Genomic DNA, 19,447 nt, shown 5'->3' with positions numbered 1-19,447 from the left:
TCGGTTAGTACCGCATAACTGAGTTTTAGGTTAGTCTCTATTAACTGTGATGTCCAACACAGGGATCATTCGCAACGAGGGGATGCGCCGGTGACCGAGCCCAGCCTGACCACCCAGACGCCGGCACCCCGCGCCCCCTCCACCCCAGCCCCTTCAACCCCAGCCCCTTCAACGCAGCGGAGCCGGGCCAACTCAACACAGCGGAGCCAGGCCAAGGCAAACCGGCGGCAGGCACTGCTGTCCGCCGCCGCCACGCTCTTCGCCCTCGAGGGGTTCAACCGCGTCTCCCTGGAGGATCTGGGAGCCGCGGCAGGGGTCAGCGGGCCCGCCGTCTACCGCCACTTCGCCGGCAAGCAGGCGGTGCTCGGTGCGCTTTTGCTCAGTGTCAGCAAGAACCTGCTCGACGGCGGCCGCCGGGTGGTTGCCGATTCCGACGGTGCCCTAGCGGCGCTGGGCGGCCTCGTGGCGTTTCATGTGGACTTCGCCCTCAGCAATCCCGACGTCATCCGGGTCCAGGACCAGGACTTCAGCAACCTGGCCGGCGAGGATCAGGCCGAGGTCCGCACGCTCCAGCGCAATTACGTTGAACTCTGGGTGGACGTGCTGGCCGGGGTGCATGAGGGCACCGAGGCCTCCGAGCTGCGGATGCGCGCGCACGCCACGTTCGGCCTGATCAACTCCACCCCGCACTCGGTGCGCAGCCCGGGACGCCTGATGGGCGTCCGGCGCGCCAGGCCGCTGCTGCAGAGCATGGCCCTGGCGGCACTCCTGGCACCGCCCGCGCCCGAACCGTTCGACTGACCGCTCGCCGTCCCCCCACGCCTCCGCCCACGGCGCGCTGCGGGCGCGCTCCGGGGGCACTTTGGCGCGGACACGCCGTGACCCGGGGCCCCGCCGTCGAAAATGGTCCTCAAAGTGCCCCCGGCCGGCGACAACCCCGCACAAAACAAAGCTGCCGGCCGCCCCTCCTTGGCGGAGAGGGCAACCGGCAGCTGTGATCAGGGGTGCCTAGAATCGGGGGTGGCTAGACCATCGCGAGAACCATGCCCGGATCGGCCAGCATGGCGCCGAGGTCCTGGAGGAACCGCGAGCCCTGCTCGCCGTCGACCAGCCGGTGGTCGAAGGAGAGGCTGAGCGTCATGACCTGGCGCAGGGCCACCTCGTCCCGGTACTCCCACGGCATCTTCCGGACCGCGCCGAGGGCCAGAATGGCAGCCTCGCCGGGGTTCAGGATGGGCGTGCCGGCGTCAATGCCGAAGACGCCGATGTTCGTGATGGAGATCGTGCCGCCGGAGAGCGCCTCAGGGCTTGTCTTCCCGGCCCGGGCCGTGTCCGTCAGCTCTGTCAGGGCAGTGGAGATTTCCAGGAGGGACATCCGGTCCGCATCCTTGATGTTCGGAACCGTCAGCCCCCGCGGGGTCGCGGCCGCGATGCCCAGGTTCACGTAGTTGAACTGGACGATCTCCTGGTTGGCGTCGTCCCACCGGGCGTTGAGCGTGGGGTGGTTGCGCAACGCAATCAACACCGCCTTGGATACGAGCGTCAGAGGCGTGAGTTTGTACCCGGCGAACGCGCGGCTGGCCTTGAGCCGGGCCAGCAGCTCCATGGTGGGCGTGACGTCAACGGTCAGGAACTCGGTGACGTGCGGTGCGGTGAAGGCACTGGACACCATGGCGGCGGCCGTGAACTTCCGCACGCCCTTGATCGGCGTGCGCGTTTCCCGCTCACCGCCGGACGGGATGAACCCGGCCGCCTGCGCCCCAACTGGCTGCGCCGCGCCGGCGAGTTCCTGGGCGGCTGCGGGCAGGTCCCCGCCGCCGACAAAGTTCTTGACATCGTCACGGGTGATGAGCCCGTGCTCGCCCGTACCGGTCACGGCCTCGAGGTCGACGCCGAGATCCTTGGCCAGCTTGCGCACCGGCGGGGTGGACCGCGGGCGCTCCCCCGGCGCGGGTGCGGCCGGCTTGGTTTCGACTGGCGTGGGTGCGACCGGCTCGGCTGCGCGGACCGGGGCGACCTGCTCGGCCGGCGCGGGTGCGCTGACGGGTGAGGCCGGCTCGGCTGCGCGAACCGGGGCGGCCGGCTCGGCTGCGCGGACGGGTGAGGCCGTCGCCGGGGCCCCGAACGTGCGGGCGCGGCGTGCGGGCCGGCCGGAGGCTTCCAGGACGGCGCCGTAGCCGACGAGGTTCGGCTCGCGCTTGGCGGCGGCGTCCGAGTCAGGTGCGGAACCGTCGGCGCCGTCGTCGCCCGCAATCTCGAACGAGACTATCGGCTTCCCGACCTCCACCACGGTGCCGGGCTGTTCGTGCAGGACCGCGACGACGCCGGCGAACGGCGAGGGCAGTTCGACGACAGCCTTGGCCGTCTCGACCTCGGCGATGATCTGGTTAAGGGTGACGGTGTCCCCCACCGCGACCTTCCAGGCCACGATTTCCGATTCGGTCAGTCCTTCGCCGAGGTCCGGGAGCCTGAATTCCTTGATCATGGTGGCGCTCATCCTTCCAGCCCGCTGAGGGAGTTGGGGCGGCCCAGGGCGCGGTCGACGCCGTCGAGAATCCTGTCAAGGCCCGGCAGGTGGTGCATTTCCAGCTTGGAGTAGGGGTACGGAACGTCGAAGCCGGTCACGCGGACGGGCGCGGCTTCGAGGTGATAGAAGCAGCGCTCGGTGATGCTCGCGGCAACTTCGGCGCCGAGGCCGCCGGACTGGGATGCCTCGTGCGTGATCACCAGCCGGCCGGTCTTGCGGACCGAGGCCTCAAGGGTGACGAAATCCAGCGGGGCCAGCGAGCGGAGGTCAATGACCTCGACCGAGACGCCTTCATCCGCGGCGGCCAGGGCGGCGTCGCGGGCGGTCTTGACCAGCGGGCCGTAGGCGACGAGCGTGACGTCCTTGCCCTCGGTGACCACGCGGGCCTTTTCCATGGACAGGGCCGCGCTCAGGTCGACCGTCTCGTCCACCTCGCCCTTGTCGTGGTACCGCCGCTTGGGCTCGAAGTACAGGACGGGATCATCGGAGGCGATGGCCTGCTGGATCATGGTGTAGGCGTCCTGGGGGTTGGACACGCTGACCACGCGCAGCCCCGAGGTGTGGGTGAAGTAGGCCTCGGGCGATTCCGAGTGGTGCTCCGGGGAGCCGATGCCGCCGCCGAACGGGACGCGGATGGTGATGGGCATCTTGACCGCACCCTGGGTGCGGTAGTGCATCTTGGCGACCTGGCTGACGATCTGGTCGAATGCCGGGTAGATGAACCCGTCGAACTGGATCTCCACCACCGGGCGGTAGCCGCGGTACGCCAGGCCGACGGCGGTGCCCATGATGCCCGATTCGGCGAGCGGGGTGTCCACGACGCGGTGCGTGCCGAAGTCTTTCTGCAGCCCGTCCGTGACGCGGAAGACACCGCCGAGGGTGCCGATGTCCTCCCCCATCAGGACCACCTTGGGATCGTTTTCGAGGGATTTGCGCAGGCCCGAATTGATGGCTCGGGCAAAGGTCATCTGCGTCATCAGCGTGCACCTTCTTCAGAAGCGGCTTCTGCGGGATCGCCGAAGGAAGCCAGGTAACGGGAGTAATGCTCCTGCTGGCGGTCCAGCCAGGAGTTCGGCGTGCTGTAGACGTGCTTGAAGATATCCAGCGGCTGCGGCTCGGGCATGTTGATGGTGCCGGCCCGGAGCTCCTTGGCCACGGCATCGGCTTTGTCTGCGACGGCGGCCTCAAGGTCAGCGGTCAGCAGGCCCTTGCGGTCCAGCAGCGCTTTCAGCCGGCTGATCGGGTCTTTTGCGGCCCAGTCCTCAAGCTCGTTGGCGTCCCGGTAGCGGGTGGGGTCATCCGCCGTCGTGTGCGGGCCCATCCGGTAGGTGACAGCCTCGATGAAGGTGGGCCCGCCGCCGCGCCGCGCCCGGTCCAGCGCAATGCGGGTGGCCGCCATGACGGCAAGGACATCGTTTCCGTCCACCCGCATGCTGGGGATGCCGAAGCCGGAGGCCCGGTCCGCGAGCTGAATGTGGGACTGCAGCCGGACGGGTTCCGAGATGGCCCAGTGGTTGTTCTGGCAGAAGAAGACGACCGGGGCCTGGAAGCTCGCGGCGAAGACCATGGCCTCGTTCACGTCGCCCTCGCTCGTGGCGCCGTCGCCGAAATAGGCCACGGCGACGCAGTCGGCGCCGTCGTTCTGGATGCCCATCGCATAGCCGGTGGCGTGCAGGCTCTGCGCACCGATGATGATCTGCTGGGTGGCAACGTTGACCGTGAAGGGGTCCCAGCCGGCGGACGCGTTGCCGCGCCAGGCGCGGACGAGGTCCTCGGGTTTCACTCCCCGGCAGTAGGCCACACCGTTGTCGCGGTAGCTGGGGAAGACAAAGTCGTCCTCGCGCAGTGCGCGGGCCGAGCCGATCTGGGAGGCCTCCTGGCCGAGCAGCGGCGGCCAGAGCGCAAGTTCGCCCTGCCGCTGGAGGGCGGTAGCCTCGGCGTCGATCCTGCGGATGACCACCATGTCCTCATAGAGCGAGCCAAGCTGCTCGTCGCTGACGTCATGGAGCCAGGAATCGAACTCCGGATGGCTGATCCGCTCGCCCGACGGAGTGATGAGCTGGACGAGATCGCCGCCCGTCCGCCTCGTTGAAATTTCACTGTTTCCGGGGCCGCCGGCGGCAATGCCGCCCTTGCCCGCGTCGTCGGTAAACACTGTTGTCCGCACCTTCTGACGTCGTCTGACCGGAACTCGCAGGACTCGTGATCCCGCGGCGCGCCAGCCGCCCGGGCGCCGTTGCCCCGGATAATTGTGACCCTACTCACAATGCTCATCGGGTACAACCGTCCCTGAAAATACTGAGCATTATGCACTGTTTGACCTCGCGGTACCGTGCTAATCTTGCGCATTATGCAACCCTTGGATGGCACCGACACCCGCCTGCTTTCGGCCATGGCCCGGGATCCCCGGCGGACCGTGGTGGCCCTGGCCCAGAAGCTCGGGCTCTCGCGCAATACCGTGCAGGCGAGGATGGCGCAGCTGGAGAAGAAGCACGTGTTCCTCTCCTTCGAGCGGCGCATCAATCCGGCGTCCTTGGGGTACCCGCTGATGGCTTTCATTTCCGTGCATGTCCAGCAGCAAAAGCTTGGCCCCCTGGCCGTGCAGCTTGCCGATATTCCGGAAATCCTGGAGGGGTACGGCCTGACCGGCTCCGCCGATCTGCTCCTGCGGGTGGTGGCCCTCGACGCCGAGGACCTGTTCCGGATCAACGGCAAGATCCTGGCCTGCGACGGCGTGGACCGGACCGACACCGCACTCGCCATGGGCGAGCTGATCCCGTTCCGGATCCAGCCCCTGCTGGAACGCGGTTCCGCCGAGAACTGATGGGCGTCACGGCGCACCTGAGCTGCGGTGATGCACTGCCCTAGGATGTGCACTTCTGCCCTGTCCGGTAGAGGGCCGCGGCGCTAGGCTGTGTCCGTTGGGTCCCCTTTGGGTCCGCGGACGCGGCCCACTACGGGCAGTGGCTGTCTGGGCTGCCGGAAAGGCTGGAACAATGAGCAGTCCCGAGGAACCGCACCGCCCACTACCCTCGCAGCCGGGACGTGAGCCCTCGGCGGCTCAACCCGCGGCAGGGCAGCCGCCGGTTCCGTACTATGCAGCCCCGGCGGGGGCACCCGACCCCGCAGCCCAGTCCTACCCGCCGCCCGGCTACCCGCCTGACACCGCCGGCGGTGCGCCCAGCTACCCGCCGCCCGGCTACCCGCCTGACACCGCCGGCGGTGCGCCGCCTTATTACCCTCCGCCTGCCGCCGGTGCCGTGCCCTATGGGCCGCCGCCATACGGGGGCGCGGGCCACCCGCCTTCGAAAAAGAGCCGCAAGGCCTTGTGGATCGTGCTCGGGGTTCTCGGCAGTGTCCTGCTGCTCGTGACGGTCGGTGGCATCATCCTGATCAACGTGGTGGGCGGAGCCAACAACCGGGCCCGGGCCATCGCGGACGATTTCACGAACTTGATCATCGCGGGCGATGTCACCAACGCCTATGAAAACTATCTGGACCCGGCCCTCAAGGAGAAGCTTTCGCAGGAGGAGTTCACCCTCGGGGTGCACGGTCTGGGCCTGGACGAGAGCTGCAAGCCGAACTATTCCAGCGTCACCGTCAGCTCCAAGAACGGGGCCAACTCAGCCGACGTCGCGGGTTCCATCGATTGCGCCACCAAGACAGTGGAACTGGTCTACCGTTTCGAGGGCGTCAACGAGCTGAAGATGGTGAACATCCGGCTGCGCCCGCAGACCTGACGCCGGGCATCTCGGCCCGGCCACGGGACTAATCGATGGCCGCCATGAGCTCCACGGCCCGCTCGAGGAATGCGTCGACCTGGCTCTCCTCATAGCCGTCCCGGCCCATGGCGGGGCGGAACACGGCACGCCGGACGTTGTCCACGCTCAGCGGCTGGTCCTCCTCGAGGTAGCCGATCAGCTCGCGGCACAGGTCGTCCACGTCGACGGTGTTGTAGCTGCGGGCCTTGGGCTTGGACGGGCGCCGGAAGCGCTGGCCGTCGGGGCGGTGCAGGCGCCCGCGCAGGACGCCGGCGAGCCGGCCGATTTCGCGCAGCCAGGCCTCCTCGCCGCGTTCGGCCACCAGGTCGTCGCGCTCGAGCCGGGCCAGGGCGTCTTCCAGCCGGTCCAGCGCGGCATCCACGCCGGCCGCGGCGTAGCCGCCCTTGACAGGATCGAAGGAGACCGCGCGGACGTCGGCGCTCTTGATGGCGCGTGCGGCCGGGCTCGAAGCCTCGAATGACACCCGCGCGCGCTGCAGGAAATCGTCGACCTGCTTGGCGTTGTAGCCATATTGGTTCCGCTGCACGCGGTCAAAAGACGCAGGAATCTGCCGTTGAATGTCCACTGTTACTTTGTTCCTTTGATGCCGTTCGGCTGGTTTGCTCGGCACCATTCTAGGGGCCGGGAGTGCTGGGAGTGATGCGCCTTACGAGCCGGCGACGGCCGAGAAGAGAATGAATGCCGCCGGCGAGGCGAAAACGATCGAATCCAGGCGGTCCATGACGCCTCCGTGGCCGGGCAGGATGCTGCTCATGTCCTTGATGCCGAGTTCGCGTTTGACCATGGATTCGGCAAGGTCGCCGGCCGTGGCCGCAGCGACCATACCCACCGCGAGGACGACGCCGACCCACCACGGCTTGCCCAGCACGAAGACCGTGGCGAGCACGCCGATGATCACGGCCCCGGCGATGGATCCGGCGAACCCTTCCCAGGTCTTCTTGGGACTGATCTTGGGGGCCATCGGATGCTTTCCCAGGGAAGCGCCCACGAGGTAGCCGAAGGTGTCATTGGCTACCACCAGGAGCAGGAGCGTCGCGATCTGCCAGGCGCCCGGCGGGATAACCCCCCCGGGCCAGAGGCCGATGGGCGTCTCGCCGTCGGCCGTGTGCAGCAGCAGCGTGGCGAAGCTGATCAGGAACGGCACCCAGGACAGCGCGAAGACCCCGGCGAAGATGCTGCGCGCCGAACCGGCAGCGCCTTCAAGGGTCCGCCACAACAGCACTGCCACGCTGCTGACGAGCATGGCAAAAAGCAGGCTCTCAAGGCCGCCAAAGTAGGCGGCGGCCGGCATGGCCACGGTGCCGACCATCACCGGGATGATGGGCAGGCGGGTACCCGCGGCCTCGAGGGCGCGGAAGATTTCCCAGACGCCGAAGATTGCGAAGGTGGTGGTCACCAGGACGAAGCCCAGCGGAAGGAACAGCAGGCCGCCCAGGACACAGACGAGCATGCCCACACCCACAAGGATGGCGGCGGGCAGGTTCCGGCCCGCTTTAGGGGTCGGGTTGTCGCGCTGTTTCCCCCGTCTCCGGACGCGCTGGCCGGAGGACTCCTGTGCCTGATCCATCAGACCTCGAGCAGCTCAGCTTCCTTGCGCTTGAGCAGCTCGTCAATCCCGTCAACGTGCGCCTTGGTGATCGCGTCCAGTTCCTTTTCGCCGCGTGAGCCTTCATCTTCGCCGGCTTCGCCGTCCTTGACGAGCTTGTCCAGCGTTTCCTTGGCCTTGCGGCGGATGTTGCGGATCGACACCTTCGCGTCTTCGCCCTTGGACTTGACGATCTTGACGTATTCCTTGCGCCGTTCGGACGTCAGCTCCGGAATGGTGATCCGGATGACGTTGCCGTCGTTGGAGGGGTTGGCGCCCACCTCGGAGTCGCTCAGGGCGCGTTCGATATCGCGCAGGGCCGTCTTGTCGTACGGGGTGATGAGGATGGTACGCGCATCCGGAACCGCGAAGGAAGCCAGCTGCTGCAGCGGCGTCGGGGTGCCGTAGTACTCGACGACGACCTTGTTGTACAGGCCCGGCGTCGCGCGTCCGGTCCGGATCGAGGCGAAGTCTTCCTTGGCTACCTCAACTGCCTTGTCCATCTTGTCCCCGGCTTCGAGCAAGGTTTCTTCGATCACGGTCTCTCCTCAGAAATTGGTGCGTCCCGGTGGCCGGGGCGCGGCACGTTTTTCTTGTGCGCCTGTGTGTTCCGCCTGGCGCCTGTGTTTCCCGCCTAACGGCGGAATGGTCCTGAAAACATCCTAGCCGCTGCTAGGGGGTGACGACGGTGCCCAGGTCCTCGCCGAGGATGGCGCGGGTGACGTTGCCCTCACCTTCCATGCCAAAGACCACCATGGTGAGGTTGTTGTCCTTGCACATGGTCATCGCGGTCTGGTCCATGACACGGATGTCGCGGCGGAGGGCGTCGTCGTAGCTGAGGCGGTGCAGCTTCTCCGCCGTCGGGTCCTTCTTCGGATCGGCGGTGTACACACCGTCGACCCCGCTCTTGGCCATCAGGACGACGTCCGCGTGGACCTCCATGGCGCGCTGGGCCGCCACAGTGTCCGTGGAGAAGTAGGGCAGTCCGGCGCCGGCGCCGAAAATGACAACGCGGCCCTTTTCCATGTGCCGGATGGCGCGGCGGGGAATGTACGCTTCGGCGACCTGGCCCATGGTGATGGCGCTCTGCACACGGGTCTCGACGCCTGCTTGCTCCAGGAAGTCCTGGAGGGCGAGGCAGTTCATGACGGTTCCGAGCATGCCCATGTAGTCGGCGCGGGAACGGTCCATGCCGCTCTGGGACAGTTCGGCTCCGCGGAAGAAGTTTCCGCCGCCGACGACGATTGCGACCTCGACGTCGGGCACTGCCGCCGCGATCTGCTTGGCCACGCCACGGACGGTATCCGGGTCGACGCCCAGTTTCCCGCCGCCGAAGACCTCGCCGGAGAGCTTCAAGAGGACGCGGCGCCTGTTCTTCTTTGGCTGGGCTGAAGTGGTGACGGTTTCCATGGTGCCTTCCCGTTGGTGAACTCTGAGTTAGGTTATCGTGCTGGGCGCCCAAGGCGGCATTCCGGCCGTGGCCGGAACTGGTGCCTCGTGCGTGCATGCAAAAGGGGTGGCCACCGTGGTGACCACCCCCTTAGCGTGTCTGACTATTGTCTGACTGGTGTCTGGCTAGGAACCGACGCGGAAGCGCGTGAACGCGGTGCCCTTGACGCCGGCCTCTTCGAGGATCTGCGCAACAGACTTCTTGGCATCCTTGGCGAATGCCTGGTCGAGGAGCACCTCACCCTTGTAGAAGCCCGTGACACGGCCTTCCACAATCTTGGTCATTGCTGCTTCGGGCTTGCCTTCAGCCTTGGCAGTCTCCTCGGCGATGCGGCGCTCGGACTCGACGAGCTCGGCCGGCACATCCTCGCGGGAGAGGTAGTTCGGGGACATCGCGGCGATGTGAACGGCGACATCGTGGGCTGCGGTGGCAGCTGCTTCGCCTTCGCCGTCAACTGCGAACAGGACGCCGACCTGGGCCGGGAGATCCTTGGAGGTCTTGTGCAGGTAAGCGTCAACCGTTGCACCCTCGATGCGGGAGATACGGCGGACAACAACCTTTTCGCCCAGAACGGCGCCCTCTTCGATGACGACGTCGGACAGCGGCTTGCCGTCGACGTCGGTGGCGAGCAGGGTCTCGAGGTCGGCGGCGCCGGACTCGACGGCCACGGCCAGGACCTTGTCGGCCAGCTGGATGAACTTGTCAGCCTTGGCGACGAAGTCGGTCTCGCAGTTGACCTCGATCATCACGCCGACGCCGTTGGAGACCTTGGCAGCAACCAGGCCTTCAGCGGTGGAGCGGCCTTCGCGCTTGGTGGCGCCCTTGAGACCCTTGATGCGGATGATTTCGATGGCCTTCTCGGCGTCACCGTTGGCTTCGTCAAGAGCCTTCTTGACATCCATCATGCCGGCGCCGGTGCGCTCGCGCAGAGCCTTGATATCAGCGGCAGTGTAGTTCGCCATGTGAACCCCTCTGTCTAGAAATTTATGTGGTGTACGGACCGACAGGACGGCTGCTCACCTGGTGAGCGGCCATCCTGTCGGTACCCCCTATGCGCCGGAGAGCACGTGGGGAGATCCAGATTTACTTGTCTGACTACTTGGCTTCGTCGGCGGCCGGGGCTTCGTCAGCCGCCGGAGCTTCTGCGGCCGGGGCAGCGTCAGCGGCCGGTGCTTCTTCAGCAGCCGGTGCCTCAGCAGCCGGTGCTTCAGCAGCGGGGGCTGCAGCAGCTTCAGCCTTGTTGCCTTCGAGGAGCTCGCGCTCCCACTCGGCCAGCGGCTCTTCCGGAGCTTCCGTGGTGCCGGTGGCGCGCTGGTTGCGGGCGATGAGGCCCTCAGCAACGGCGTCAGCGACAACGCGGGTCAGCAGGTTGACGGAGCGGATGGCGTCGTCGTTGCCCGGGATCGGGAAGTCGACTTCGTCGGGATCGCAGTTGGTGTCCAGGATGGCCACAACCGGGATGTTCAGCTTCTTGGCCTCGTCGACAGCAAGGTGTTCCTTCTTGGTGTCAACGATCCACAGGGCGGACGGCGCCTTGGTCAGGTTGCGGATACCGCCAAGGTTGGTTTCCAGCTTGGTGAGTTCGCGGCGAAGGAGCAGCAGTTCCTTCTTCGTGTATGCGGAACCGGCGACGTCGTCGAAGTCGATCTCTTCCAGTTCCTTCATGCGCTGGATGCGCTTGGAGACGGTCTGGAAGTTGGTGAGCATACCGCCGAGCCAACGCTGGTTGACGTACGGCTGGCCAACGCGGGTGGCCTGCTCGGCGATGGATTCCTGCGCCTGCTTCTTGGTGCCGACGAAGAGAACGGTGCCGCCGTGTGCAACGGTAGCCTTCACGAACTCGTAAGCACGGTCGATGTAGGACAGCGACTGCTGCAGGTCAATGATGTAGATACCGTTGCGCTCCGTGAAGATGAAGCGCTTCATCTTCGGGTTCCAACGGCGGGTCTGGTGTCCAAAGTGGACGCCGCTGTCAAGCAGCTGGCGCATAGTTACGACGGGCATGCCGACGCTCCTTCCGGCAGGTCATTCATGAGAGAGCCCACGGCTCTCTTACCCTGCCAATAGTTGACGGTTGTTTAGCAGGCACCCGGGACGGGCACTGCTCCTGGCATCCACTGTGCTTCCTATCCGTGCCGCATGGACGTGCCATGAGGGACGGACCGCAGGAGGCGCAGTCCTCCGCACCGGAAGTTTCAGGCTTCTTATGAGGAGGGCTGGATACGCGTAGTCAGCTGCTGCTCCCCCGCACCCCTGAATGAGGCGTGCCGGCCTGGACGATCCCGAATATCGCATCAGCGATCAGCGAGTTGAACAAGCGTGAGGGCACAGCAAACTGCTCCACCAAGTGTACTACAGCGGCCCAGCTGCGAAGGACCGTTTTGGGGGCGGCGGGACCGTGATGGACGCTTATCCATATAGCCGCAGCGGGCGGTTCCGACCAGTGTGCTGGAGCGGCAGGCTGGGGGCATGAAGATCCCCGCCTGTCTGGCTGCCCTGCTCTTAGCTGCACCATTCCTGGTTGCACCGCCCCTGGCTGCACCGCCCCTGGTTGCACTGCCCCCGGCGCCTGACTGGAGCTGGCCGCTCCGTCCACGGCCGGCAGTTCTGCGCGCCTTCGATCCCCCGGCCAGGCCGTGGCTCAGCGGACACCGCGGTGTCGATCTTGCGGCGGTGCACGACGGCGCCCGGGTCATCTCGCCGGCCGCCGGGACGGTGAGCTTCGTCGGGATCGTGGTGGACCGTCCGGTCATCACGATCGATCATCGCAACGGCCTGCGCAGCAGTTTCGAGCCGGTAGCCAGTGCACTGACGGCGGGGTCCTCAGTGGCGGAGGGCGACGTCCTGGGGTACGTGCGGACCGGGCACTGCGGCCCGGCGCCGCCGTGCCTCCACTGGGGCGTCCGCCAGGGCGACGACTACGTGAACCCGCTGGCATTCGTGACGGATTTGAGGCCTTCCGTCCTGCTCCCACCCCTGGCGGACACCGGGTGAGCGGGCGCCGCTTAGACGATCGCCGAAATCCCGGTGATCGCACGGCCCGTCACGAGGGTGTTGATTTCGTGGGTGCCCTCGTAGGAATAGATGGCTTCGGCGTCGGCAAACACCTTGGCCATCTCGAAGTCGGTGACGATGCCGTTGCCGCCAAGGATGCTGCGGCCCAAGGCCACACTTTCGCGCATGCGTGCGGTAGTAAACGCCTTGGCCAAGGCCGACTGCTCATCCTTGGCCTGGCCGGCATCCTCCAGCTGGGAAAGCCTCACCATCATGCCCATGGAACTGACCGCGTTGCCCAGGATCTGCACGAGCTGGTGCTGGACCAACTGGAAGGAGGCAATCGGCCGGCCGAACTGGCTGCGCTCCACGGCGTAACGCCGGGCTACGTCGAAGGCCGCCAGTTGCTGGCCGACTGCCTGCCACGCGACAGAGAGGCGGGTGACTTTGAGGACCTTGTTCGTGTCGCGGAAGCTGTTGGCGTTGGCGAGCTTGAAGAAGTCCGGCACCACCACATTGTCGAGTGTGATGTCAGCGTTCTGAACTGTGCGCAGGGAGATCTTGTTCTCGATCTTCGTGGCGCTGTAGCCCTCCGTCGTGGTATCGACGAGGAAGCCTTTGACCTGGTTGTCGTCGACGTCCCGGGCGTAGATGACTACCCAGTCCGAGAAGGTGGCGTTGCCAATCCAGCGCTTGGCCCCGTTGAGGATCCAGTTGCCGCCCTCCCGCCGCGCCGTGGTGCGTGTACCACCCGCGACGTCGGAGCCGCCGAGGGGCTCCGTCAGGCCAAAGGCGCCGATTTTCTTGAGCGAGTAGATGTCCGGGAGCCAGGCATCCTGCTGCTCCTGCGAGGCAAGGGCTTCGATGGAGCCGGTGAAGAGCCCGTCATGGACCCCCATGAACGTCGCGATCGACGTATCTGCGCGAGTGGCTTCGGCGTGCAGGATCCCTGCGAAGAGGTTGGAGTAGCCCTGCCGCTTAACCGGACTGACGAGGTCGATTTCGGCAAGCTTCGGGATCAGCTCCATGGGGAACTCGGCCCGGTTCCAGCAATCGACGGCGATTGGCTTCACCTCGCGGGCGAGGAACTCGCGGACCTCGGACAGCCTGTCCTGCTCCTTGGCGCTCAGAAGCTGCTCGAACGCGAAGAAGTCGCCATCGGCGTAGGGCAGGTTGTGGATGTCGATTGCAGCTTTGGACATGATGTTCCTTCGCTCGTGATCAGCGGCGATCAAAAGGACGCGGGCTTCGCCTCTGCGATATGTTACTGATCAGTAACATATCGCAGATCGGGGGTGCCTGCAAGCGCCGGAGGGGACGAAAAGGGAGCCGTGGCCGACGTCGGCCACGGCTCCCGTGGGTGCGGACCCGTGCAAGAGGTTTTCCGCAGAAGTGTAGGGCTACTCGGACTTGAACCGAGGACCTTAGGATTATGAGTCCCGCGCTCTAACCAGCTGAGCTATAGCCCCCTGCGCCCTGGAACCAGCCCTGCCCCGCGGGGCCGGACTGGTTCCGGGCAAAAACACTCTAGCAATACTAGACGCATCACGCGTGCACGCCGGCCGGGCGCTTGCCGACCGCAGGCGTGCGGGCCGGACTCACAACTAGCAGGCAGGCGTCCTAGAGGACGAGGTCGTCGTAGCTTGCGCCCCGGTAGATGTCCTCGAACGTCTGCAGCGTGCGTTCGATGCCGTGGCTCTGCACCATTTCACGGCTGGTCTTCCCCATCGCCTCGCGCTCGTCGGCGGGCAGGGAAAACACGCGGGTCAGCTTAGCGGCGAGGTCATCGCTGTCATTGGGGGTGAAGAGGTAGCCGTTCTCCCCTTCGCGCACCAGGTGCGGCAGGGCCATGGCGTTGGCCAGCAGGACCGGCGTCGACGCCGACATCGCTTCCAGGGTCACGAGCGACTGGAGTTCCGCCGTTCCCGGCATGCAGAAGACATCGGCCGTGATGTAAGCCGTCCGCAGGTCGGCGTCGCTGGCCAGGCCGAGGAACCTGACCCTGTCGGTCAGCCCCAGCCGGGCGACCTGGGCTTCGAGGGCCGGCCGGACTTCTCCGCCGCCGACGATTTCCAGGTGGATGTCCAGGTCCTTGGGCGTTTTGGCGAGCGCGTCGATCAGCACGTCCACGTGCTTCTCCTCGGCCAGCCGGCCGACGAATAGGGCCGTGGGACTGGCATGGCGTTCAACTGTTTCGTCCGGACCCAGCTCATAGGCGGCTGCGTCGATGCCATTGGAGAGCGGCAGGACCTTGCGGAGGAAGGCGTGCTGGTGCATGGCCTTGGCGGCCAACGGCGTCGGCGTGGTCACGACGTCGGCCTGGCCCATCACCTTGCCCATGTCCTTCCAGGAGATGCGGCCCACGATGTCCTTGAACCATTCCGGGAACGGCAGGAAGGGGTTGAGGTTTTCGGGCATGAAGTGGTTCGTCGCCACCACCCGGATGCCACGCTTCACGGCCTCGTACAGGACGTGCTCACCGATCATGTAGTGGCTCTGGATGTGCACCACGTCGGGCTGGATGCGATCGAACAACAGCCCGATCTCCTTCTTGATCTCCCAGGGGAAGGTGATCCGGAAATACTCGTGTGTGGGCACCGAATGGGAGCGCAGGCGGTGCACGGTGGCCTCGTCGCTGAACTCACTGAAACTCGGCCCCTTGCCCGGACGGCACGCGAGGACGTGCACGTCGTGTCCGCGGGCTGTCATCCCCTTGGCGAGACGGTAGCCGAACTGGGCGGCCCCGTTCACGTGGGGCGGGTACGTGTCAGCGGCAATCAGGATGGTCAGCGGTTTCTGGTTGTCGGACATGGTCACGTGGAGAGCTCCTGGTGGTCACTGGCGGGCAGCTGGTTCAAAGATGGCCGGCTGGCGGTCGGCGCAGGCGCGCCGGGCCTGTAGCCGAAGTCTGGACTGACGCCCTAGGACCTGCCCGCGGCCTTCCGCGCGTCCTTCTTGCGCTTGGTGACTTCCGGGTGGTGCCTGGAAAGGGCTATCACTCCCACGATAGCAAGGGATGCGGCCGTCCCCATGGCAATGGCCATAACAGGTTGGACATCCGGACGCAGTTCCCCCAGGATCACGATGCCGATCGCGATGCCGACGATCGGGTCGATCACCGTCAATCCGGCGATCACGAGGTCCGGCGGTCCGCCGGAATAGGCGTTCTGCACAAACCACGATCCCAGAGCGCCGGCAGCGATAATCGCCACGACGCTGTACCAGGGCACATTCAGCAGGAACAGCCCGTTCGGGTCGAGCAGATGCCTGCCAATGATGCGGGTCAGGACCGCGACGAAGCCGAACAGAACTCCGGCGCCCAGAATGTAGACGAAGGCGCTCATGCGGTGCCTGAACATCAGGGCGAGCGTTCCGAAGAGCCCCACCGCCAGGGCCAGCAGCAAGACGATGGTCAGTTCGTCCTCGCTGCTGACGTTGTGGTTCTCCTGGGTCACGTTGACGGCCAGCACTACGAACATCGCTGAGCCGGTCACGCAGGCCGAGATCGCCACGACGGTTGCACGGTTCATGCTCAGGCCCTGGTCCTTGGTGTTGACCACGGTGGTGATGACCAGGGCAATCGCGCCGATGGGCTGCACCACCGTCAAGGGGGCCATGACGAGGGCGACGGCGTTCATCGCCATCCCGACGCAAAGCAGCATGAACCCGAAGACCCAGCGCGGATTGCGCACCAGCCGCAGCAGTCCGTGGGTGCTCAGGGCCAGGCCGCCGGTGTCGGCCTTGACCGCACTGCCCTGTCGCTGGGCGCCGAAGGCGAGGCAGAAGGCGCCAAGTACCGCAAGCAAAACCGCAAACCAGACCATCAGCGGGAGCCGCCGTCGTGGGCCCGCTGGTCTCTGCCCTTGCCGATGATGGCCCAAACGTAGTTGTAGGCCGCGATCCAGTGCCCCACCAGGCCCAGGCCCAGGAAGATCCACGCGGCCGTGGCGTAGACGTCTGCGGCAGGTACCGGCAGCTTGGACAGGACCAGGAGCGGCGTGCCGACCAGCAGCAGGCCGGTCCGGATCTTTCCGATGCGGCTCACCGGGAGGTCCGGGTGGCCGTGGAAGTAGAACAGGGACAAGGCCAGCAGCACCGCATCCGGGACCAGCAGCGCCGCGAGATACCACCACTGGACGACGCCGGCGATCACGAGGGTCACGGCAACCGCGATCAGCGAGAGCCTGTCGGCAATGGGATCCATGACCCGGCCGAGGTTGGACATCTGGTTGAAGCGGCGGGCAATGTAGCCGTCAACCCAGTCGGTGCTGGCCATGACGGCGAGCACGAGGGCGGCGTAGCCGTATTGGTGCTCGGCAAGGACGAGCCAGATGAACAGCGGAACGCCGAGGAAGCGCACAACGGTCAGGACATTGGGAACCGTGAAGACCGCGTCGCGGTGGACGAGGGGATGCCCGGGGCGGGCACCGGCGCCGATGAACTTCATAGATCCCCCCTTTCCGTGGACGACAATGGTTTGGCGTTCAGCTTCAGGGGGCTGCCTAGCCTTTGATTAGCTTGCGGACCAGGACTGCGAGGGCGGCCGCCGACGCTGCGAGCGCCGCCAGAGGCTTCCAGCGCTGCTTGATCTGGCCGGCCAGGCCCGCGTCATCTGATGCGGGGTGCGGCCCCGCCGAGGCGCGGGCCGAGGCTCGGAAGCCCGCGATCTTGCCGCCGAGCTGTTCCTTGCCGTTCTGCAGTAGCGCCTGGGCACCGGCCAGCAGGGCCTGGACCTGGGTCTTGACGTCGAGTTCCCGGCCGAGGTCGTCGCGCACGCCGGTGAGGTGCGTGCGGCGCTCGTCCAGCCGGCGTCGGAGTTCGGCCTCTGTGGGGGCGGGCCCAAGGTCGGGTTGCGCGGCAACCTTGGCTTCCTTCTCCGCCTTCGCCTTGGCGGCCGCGGCTTCCTTGGCGGCTTTCGCGGCCTTGTACTGTTCGGAGTCCGGGTCCAGGACGGCGGGATCGAACGCGGAGCCTTCCTTGGCGATACCAAGATCGTACTTGAGTCCCCGCAGCGTGTCCTCGGGGACCAGGGGCATGGCTGCTTTGAACTTGTTCAGTCCGATCAGCGCCCCGATCGCTGCGATGACCAGGCAGACGGCGCAGACCAGCAAGGCGGCGAGCCACGCGGGCATGATCGTGGCCAGCCCCATGATCGCGGCAACGACGAGTCCGATCACCAGCAAGCCAACGAACACCAGTGCGACGGCGAAAAACGCGCCGGCGACGCCGAGCTGAACCCCCTTGCGCTTGATTTCGGCCTTGGCCAGAGCAATCTCGTCATTGAGCTGCCGGGGCGCCAACTTGAAGATTATCTTCAGGGTTTTCGGCAGCGCGGAAATGCGCAGCCCGCCGCCTGTCCCGCCGCTGTGACGTCCGCTCATCGGTCCCGCCTAACTGGTGCCATCTGTCGTTCCGCTCCCGCGGGCTTGTCGGGTCTGGACAGCTTCGCACAGACCCCGGTGTCAAAACTATCATTTCGGCTCCTGAGAGGCCTTTTCGCACGGGCCGTGGCGCGCCCCCGCCACCGCCCGCCGGACTCCCCGGCGGGCCCTAGGATGGACCTCTGTGAGCACACCCCCCAATCCCGGTGATTCCCTGAGCCGCCGTCGCAAATTCCTCTATATCCTGACGCTCGGCGCGCTGACTGCCCTGGGGCCGTTCACTGTGGACCTCTACCTGCCCGCGTTCCCGGCGCTGGAAGAGAACCTGGGCGTATCCGCGGCCGCTGTGCAGCTGACGCTGACCGGGACCACCGTGGGCTTTGCCCTGGGACAGCTGGTGGTGGGGCCGCTCAGCGATAAGTTCGGCCGGCGGCTGCCCCTGATCCTCGCGACGGCGGTCCATATCACGGCTTCTCTGGGCGCTGCCCAGTCGACGGACATCGCCACGCTGGGTTTCTTCCGTGTGCTGATGGGCATCGGGGCCGCCGGCGGCGGTGTGGTGGCTATGGCCATGGTCCGCGACCTGTTCAGCGGCTATGCGATGGTCCGGATGTTTTCGCGGATGGCGCTGGTCAACGGCCTGGCACCCATCCTCGCCCCCGTCATCGGTTCCCAACTGCTGTTGGTGATGCCCTGGCCCGGCATCTTCTTGTTCCTGGCCGCCTACGGGAGCTGCGTCATCATCGCCGCCGTGTTCGTGATCCGGGAGACGCTGCCCCCGGAGCTGCGCGGTAAGACCGGGATGACCATGCGCCAGCGCTACAGGGTGCTGTTCTCCGACCGGATCTTCGTGGGCCTGCTTCTGGTCGGCGGGATGAACTTCGCGGGCCTCTTCACCTACCTGTCGGCCTCCCCGTTCCTGTTCCAGAATGTCTACGGGTTCACGCCCCAGCAGTACGGACTCCTCTTCGGAGTCAATTCGCTGGGCATCGTGGCCGGCGTCCAGACCAGCGCAAGGCTCATCAGGCGCGTCCCGCCGCAATGGATTCTGGCCTGTTCCACGGCGTGGATGTTCCTCATGGCAGTCCTGATAGTCGTCTTCGACCAGCTGGGCTTCGGGCTGTGGGGTGTCCTGGTGCCGCTGTGGTTCTACATCCTCGGCGCCGGCTTCACGTTCCCCACCGTGCAGGTGCTGGCCCTGGCCAAACACGGCGCCCAGGCCGGCACAGCGGCATCCCTCCTTGGCGCCGCGACCTTCATGATGGCCGGCCTGGTCTCCCCCGTGGTCGGCTGGCTCGGCGTCGGCTCCGCAACCCCCATGGGCGCCGTCCAGGCCGCCTGCATCTTCCTGGCAGCGGCCGCGCTCTGGCTGGTCGTGCGGCCCAGCACAGTGCCCCCGATCCAGTAGGGCACCGCCCCTGCCTCGCGGAGGGACATGCTCATTCTTCCGGGGCACCCCGCGGGACATGCTCATTCTTGACGCCCGGCACGGAGGGACATGCTCATTCTTGCAGGGCACCCCGCGGGACATGCTCATTCTTGACGCCCGGCACGGAGGGACATGCTCATTTTTCGCGCCCGGGACTGGGCATAGTGGCATCATGTCCATACGCCAAGTCCAGCACTGAGCATGTCCCCCGGCTGCACCGGCCAGCACTGAGCATGTCCCCCGGCTGCACCGGCCAGCACTGAGCATGTCCCCCGGCTGCACCGGCCAGCACTGAGCAT

The 19,447-nt window shown here is 66.2% G+C and carries 19 protein-coding genes and 1 tRNA gene; 5 read left to right on the top strand and 15 right to left on the bottom strand.

The features are described from left to right. Positions 1-90 precede the first annotated feature (90 nt). A complete protein-coding gene (locus tag AB4Y72_RS03655) occupies positions 91-801 on the top strand; it encodes an SACE_7040 family transcriptional regulator (protein ID WP_441424798.1) in 711 nt (236 codons plus the stop codon). A 223-nt stretch (positions 802-1,024) separates the two neighbouring features. Here AB4Y72_RS03655 and AB4Y72_RS03650 read toward each other — a convergent pair whose 3' ends face one another. The 3 genes from AB4Y72_RS03650 to pdhA are packed head-to-tail and all read right to left on the bottom strand — an operon-like array spanning position 1,025 to position 4,682. After that, positions 1,025-2,497, bottom strand: coding sequence for a dihydrolipoamide acetyltransferase family protein (locus AB4Y72_RS03650; RefSeq protein WP_441424797.1), 1,473 nt, complete (start codon positions 2,495-2,497; stop codon positions 1,025-1,027). Continuing rightward, positions 2,494-3,504, bottom strand: coding sequence for an alpha-ketoacid dehydrogenase subunit beta (locus AB4Y72_RS03645; protein ID WP_441424796.1), 1,011 nt, complete (start codon positions 3,502-3,504; stop codon positions 2,494-2,496). Before AB4Y72_RS03645 ends, AB4Y72_RS03650 begins: the two co-directional genes overlap by 4 nt. Continuing rightward, entirely contained in the window at positions 3,504-4,682 is a 1,179-nt protein-coding gene (pdhA, locus tag AB4Y72_RS03640; RefSeq protein ID WP_441424795.1) for a pyruvate dehydrogenase (acetyl-transferring) E1 component subunit alpha, read from the bottom strand. Before pdhA ends, AB4Y72_RS03645 begins: the two co-directional genes overlap by 1 nt. Positions 4,683-4,877: 195 nt before the next feature. Between pdhA and AB4Y72_RS03635 the strand changes: the two genes are divergently transcribed. Then, positions 4,878-5,351, top strand: a complete 474-nt coding sequence (locus AB4Y72_RS03635; RefSeq protein WP_441424794.1) for an Lrp/AsnC family transcriptional regulator — start codon at positions 4,878-4,880, stop codon at positions 5,349-5,351. A 511-nt stretch (positions 5,352-5,862) separates the two neighbouring features. Further along, positions 5,863-6,267, top strand: coding sequence for a hypothetical protein (locus tag AB4Y72_RS03630; RefSeq protein WP_441424962.1), 405 nt, complete (start codon positions 5,863-5,865; stop codon positions 6,265-6,267). A gap of 28 nt (positions 6,268-6,295) precedes the next feature. Here the strand turns inward: AB4Y72_RS03630 and AB4Y72_RS03625 are convergent, their stop codons facing one another. From AB4Y72_RS03625 to rpsB, 6 genes are all read right to left on the bottom strand, one after another. Continuing rightward, positions 6,296-6,922, bottom strand: a complete 627-nt coding sequence (locus tag AB4Y72_RS03625; protein ID WP_441424793.1) for a DivIVA domain-containing protein — start codon at positions 6,920-6,922, stop codon at positions 6,296-6,298. A gap of 33 nt (positions 6,923-6,955) precedes the next feature. Continuing rightward, positions 6,956-7,876: a phosphatidate cytidylyltransferase gene (locus AB4Y72_RS03620; protein ID WP_441424792.1), complete on the bottom strand. Its 921-nt coding sequence runs from the start codon at positions 7,874-7,876 to the stop codon at positions 6,956-6,958. After that, positions 7,876-8,433 carry a ribosome recycling factor gene (gene frr, locus AB4Y72_RS03615; RefSeq protein ID WP_441424791.1) on the bottom strand — a complete coding sequence of 186 codons (558 nt, stop codon included), beginning with the start codon at positions 8,431-8,433 and terminating at the stop codon, positions 7,876-7,878. Before frr ends, AB4Y72_RS03620 begins: the two co-directional genes overlap by 1 nt. A gap of 133 nt (positions 8,434-8,566) precedes the next feature. Next, the gene (gene pyrH, locus AB4Y72_RS03610) at positions 8,567-9,304 is read right to left on the bottom strand and encodes a UMP kinase (RefSeq protein ID WP_090576522.1); all 738 of its coding nucleotides are present in this window, start codon (positions 9,302-9,304) and stop codon (positions 8,567-8,569) included. Between the two features lie 165 nt (positions 9,305-9,469). Then, positions 9,470-10,306: a translation elongation factor Ts gene (gene tsf / locus AB4Y72_RS03605; protein ID WP_441424790.1), complete on the bottom strand. Its 837-nt coding sequence runs from the start codon at positions 10,304-10,306 to the stop codon at positions 9,470-9,472. A gap of 133 nt (positions 10,307-10,439) precedes the next feature. After that, positions 10,440-11,348, bottom strand: a complete 909-nt coding sequence (gene rpsB / locus AB4Y72_RS03600) for a 30S ribosomal protein S2 (RefSeq protein WP_441424789.1) — start codon at positions 11,346-11,348, stop codon at positions 10,440-10,442. A 465-nt stretch (positions 11,349-11,813) separates the two neighbouring features. Between rpsB and AB4Y72_RS03595 the strand changes: the two genes are divergently transcribed. Continuing rightward, a complete protein-coding gene (locus AB4Y72_RS03595) occupies positions 11,814-12,338 on the top strand; it encodes a M23 family metallopeptidase (RefSeq protein ID WP_441424788.1) in 525 nt (174 codons plus the stop codon). 11 nt (positions 12,339-12,349) lie between these two features. On the opposite strand, the gene AB4Y72_RS03590 is transcribed toward AB4Y72_RS03595, so the two are convergent. From AB4Y72_RS03590 to AB4Y72_RS03565, 6 genes are all read right to left on the bottom strand, one after another. After that, the gene (locus tag AB4Y72_RS03590) at positions 12,350-13,540 is read right to left on the bottom strand and encodes an acyl-CoA dehydrogenase family protein (protein ID WP_441424787.1); all 1,191 of its coding nucleotides are present in this window, start codon (positions 13,538-13,540) and stop codon (positions 12,350-12,352) included. 193 nt (positions 13,541-13,733) lie between these two features. Further along, positions 13,734-13,807 (bottom strand) — tRNA-Ile (locus AB4Y72_RS03585). 151 nt (positions 13,808-13,958) lie between these two features. Next, positions 13,959-15,149: a glycosyltransferase gene (locus AB4Y72_RS03580; RefSeq protein ID WP_441424961.1), complete on the bottom strand. Its 1,191-nt coding sequence runs from the start codon at positions 15,147-15,149 to the stop codon at positions 13,959-13,961. Between the two features lie 110 nt (positions 15,150-15,259). Beyond that, a complete protein-coding gene (locus AB4Y72_RS03575; RefSeq protein ID WP_441424786.1) occupies positions 15,260-16,162 on the bottom strand; it encodes a DMT family transporter in 903 nt (300 codons plus the stop codon). After that, a complete protein-coding gene (locus tag AB4Y72_RS03570) occupies positions 16,162-16,785 on the bottom strand; it encodes a CDP-alcohol phosphatidyltransferase family protein (RefSeq protein WP_441424785.1) in 624 nt (207 codons plus the stop codon). The genes AB4Y72_RS03575 and AB4Y72_RS03570 overlap by 1 nt, the downstream gene beginning before the upstream one ends. 55 nt (positions 16,786-16,840) lie before the next feature. Continuing rightward, positions 16,841-17,719, bottom strand: coding sequence for a phage holin family protein (locus AB4Y72_RS03565; RefSeq protein ID WP_441424784.1), 879 nt, complete (start codon positions 17,717-17,719; stop codon positions 16,841-16,843). A gap of 184 nt (positions 17,720-17,903) precedes the next feature. On the opposite strand from AB4Y72_RS03565, the gene AB4Y72_RS03560 reads away from it, so the two are divergent. Then, positions 17,904-19,127: a multidrug effflux MFS transporter gene (locus tag AB4Y72_RS03560; RefSeq protein ID WP_441424783.1), complete on the top strand. Its 1,224-nt coding sequence runs from the start codon at positions 17,904-17,906 to the stop codon at positions 19,125-19,127. Positions 19,128-19,447: the final 320 nt, after the last annotated feature.

Source organism: Arthrobacter sp. YAF34 (assembly GCF_052113245.1).
Lineage (GTDB): Bacteria > Actinomycetota > Actinomycetes > Actinomycetales > Micrococcaceae > Arthrobacter.
The sequence above is the reverse complement of the archived record's forward strand: the minus strand, read 5'-3'. Positions and strand labels throughout refer to the sequence as shown.